Annotated in this window: 3 protein-coding genes and 1 other RNA gene; 1 reads left to right on the top strand and 3 read right to left on the bottom strand. The window is 38.4% G+C overall.

Going from position 1 to position 2,289, the window contains the following annotated elements; all coding sequences use genetic code 11:
- Positions 1-132: 132 nt before the first annotated feature.
- The gene (locus V7659_RS21165; protein WP_335542047.1) at positions 133-270 is read right to left on the bottom strand and encodes a hypothetical protein; all 138 of its coding nucleotides are present in this window, start codon (positions 268-270) and stop codon (positions 133-135) included.
- Between the two features lie 121 nt (positions 271-391).
- Positions 392-1,273, bottom strand: coding sequence for an aldose 1-epimerase family protein (locus tag V7659_RS21160; RefSeq protein ID WP_335542045.1), 882 nt, complete (start codon positions 1,271-1,273; stop codon positions 392-394).
- A 274-nt stretch (positions 1,274-1,547) separates the two neighbouring features.
- Here V7659_RS21160 and rnpB point away from each other — a divergent pair.
- Positions 1,548-1,931, top strand: an RNA gene (gene rnpB, locus V7659_RS21155) — RNase P RNA component class B.
- Positions 1,932-2,129: 198 nt separating this feature from the next.
- Here rnpB and V7659_RS21150 read toward each other — a convergent pair.
- Positions 2,130-2,267 carry a hypothetical protein gene (locus V7659_RS21150; RefSeq protein ID WP_186328785.1) on the bottom strand — a complete coding sequence of 46 codons (138 nt, stop codon included), beginning with the start codon at positions 2,265-2,267 and terminating at the stop codon, positions 2,130-2,132.
- Positions 2,268-2,289: the final 22 nt, after the last annotated feature.

Here is a 2,289-nt window from a genome sequence, read left to right as displayed (position 1 = left end):
CTTGAGTACTTCTCTGTAATGAAAGCTTACTGGTAAGTCCGTTAAGAACTTACAAGAGAAATATATCATGTCTGCCAAATGGAAGATAGCTGTAAATTTTGGTAGTTCCAAAGACCTATTTTAAAGTTAGAACTACGCTGTGCCCCATAATCCATTAAACATATTCCGATAGGTAACAGCTGCAGGCGGGACTGGTGGTGGAGGAATAAATGGAATTACTGTTGGTCTATACCAAGGATGGTAGTGATGAAAAATAATGTAGTAATACATTATTATCCTCCTTTCACATATAGTCAAAGTAGTCTATGAGCTTTCACCTAAATAGGATTGGATGGAAGCCTAACTTTATTATTTAATTATTAGTAACAAAAAGACAATCTCCTTTCGACCGTTATTTAAACTTCATTTTATATTCAGCTTGGAATGTTTCACCTGCGTCAAGCTTATTCACTCCCATCTTCTCCTTCAGGTTTCCAGATGTATTATACGTATCGGCAATACCGTACCAAGGCTCTATGCAAACAAATGGCGCAATAGTGCCAGTAGTGTCCATATATTTCGACCAAATTCCAACAAACGGGAATTTTTCGAACAATACTTCTATTCCATGACCTGTTTTATTAGATTCCAATGTAATTTGATCAATATTGCTGTAGACAAGAGCATCATGTGCAAATAAAGAGGGCTTGAGTTGAATTGTTGAAATATCATTTGCAGTTCCTCTCTCATGGATCAGAGAATCCTTTAGCTCATATTCCATTACACTCTTATTTGCTGCAGGAGTAAAGTTTAAACGGTAGTCCTCAATGGTTTCATTTTCTACAAGCGGCATCTTAAATGCAGGATGAGCACCAATTGAAAAATACATTTCTACCTTGTTTTCATTCACTATTTCCCACTGAACCATTAGGGAGTGCTCTTTGAGTAAATAACGAATAATCGCTTTAAATTCATAAGGATAAACATGACTGAACTGTCCAGCCGACTCAAACACAAAAGAAACGGTTGTATCTGTCTGCTCTTCTACATCGAATACAACGTCACGCAAAAAGCCATGCTGTGACATCTTGTAGGTATGATCATCCAGTTGATACTGATCTCCCTTTAACCGTCCAACAATCGGAAATAAGACCGGAGAGACTCGTCCCCAGTAGGCGTTATCCCCTGTCCACATATAGTCTAGCCCATTTTTCTTATGCTTGACTCCTCGTACTTCTGCACCGTTTCTTACTATACCTACCTTTAACCAATCATTTTCAATTACAAGCATCATATTTCCCTCAACTCTCATGTTTAAGATGAATCATGGTGTAAAGTTATCCTTCAAAATCCCAAGGACAAATTTCAAAAAATTGCCTTGTCTAATTTTAAATGACAACTTTTGTTTCGGTGGAAAGTATTAAAATTAATATAAAATTGCCCTTTGGTGAAATTAGCCTGAGGATACCAAATATAATTGGAAACATTGGAATTAATCTACTAAGGATTTATCAGGGTATCCTTGATATAGTATGTGTTGTCGCGAATGAACGAATTCATAAACATGAAATGGTGAGTAGTCGCGGTTCCTTTATAGGAGCTGAGGAAAGTCCAGGCTCGCACAGTGCTGAGATGCCTGTAGTGTTCGTGCCACCTGCAAAGGTGGGCAGCCGATTAAACGTTTCGGCTGACGGCGGTGAAATCATGCTAAGTCCTTTTGGATATGCTGAGAATAACCTGAAAGTGCCACAGTGACGAGCTTTTCTGGAAACGGGAAAGGTGGAACGGGTAAACCCCACGAGCGAGCAACCCAAATTAAGGTAGGGGCATCATCCTGCGGGAAATGAACCTAACGGATGAATCGGCCATTGGCCGGTAGATAGATGACTACACTTCTAGTACGAGGCTTGCTGCCGATTGGAGTACGGAAGAACAGAACCTGGCTTACAGCCATTTCATAAGCAATTTATCGTTCAAAGCTACAAATGAATGCGGGTTGGACGAGATTTTAGGGCTTTAAATCAATCGTCTAAGTTTTAAATCCCCGCACAACATACATAAATATTTGTCCCATTCGGATAGCTTTTTTTCATCTGTTGGTAAAATCTAGTAAAAACCTACTTACACAGGTTGTAAGTAGGTTTTAATTTTTATTCGCTGTTTTGTGTGGTATTAAAGAAATCATCAGCCTGATCTTTTTTGTTATCTTTTACCGTATTATGGTTTTTACCCATTTTCCCATCTGATTCATAACTTAAATTCTCCGATACTTTTTTATTCTTTTCCATAACTTCACCCTTTCAAAACTAG

Source organism: Neobacillus drentensis, from assembly GCF_036966985.1.
Lineage (GTDB): Bacteria > Bacillota > Bacilli > Bacillales > Cytobacillaceae > Neobacillus > Neobacillus drentensis_E.
The sequence above is the reverse complement of the archived record's forward strand: the minus strand, read 5'-3'. Positions and strand labels throughout refer to the sequence as shown.

What these genes read in the sequence shown, in the direction of transcription:
- V7659_RS21160 (WP_335542045.1), bottom strand. Translation starts at nt 1,273, where the DNA reads ATGATGCTTGTAATTGAAAATGATTGGTTAAAGGTAGGTATAGTAAGA.
- V7659_RS21165 (WP_335542047.1), bottom strand. Translation starts at nt 270, where the DNA reads ATGTATTACTACATTATTTTTCATCACTACCATCCTTGGTATAGACCA.
- V7659_RS21150 (WP_186328785.1), bottom strand. Translation starts at nt 2,267, where the DNA reads ATGGAAAAGAATAAAAAAGTATCGGAGAATTTAAGTTATGAATCAGAT.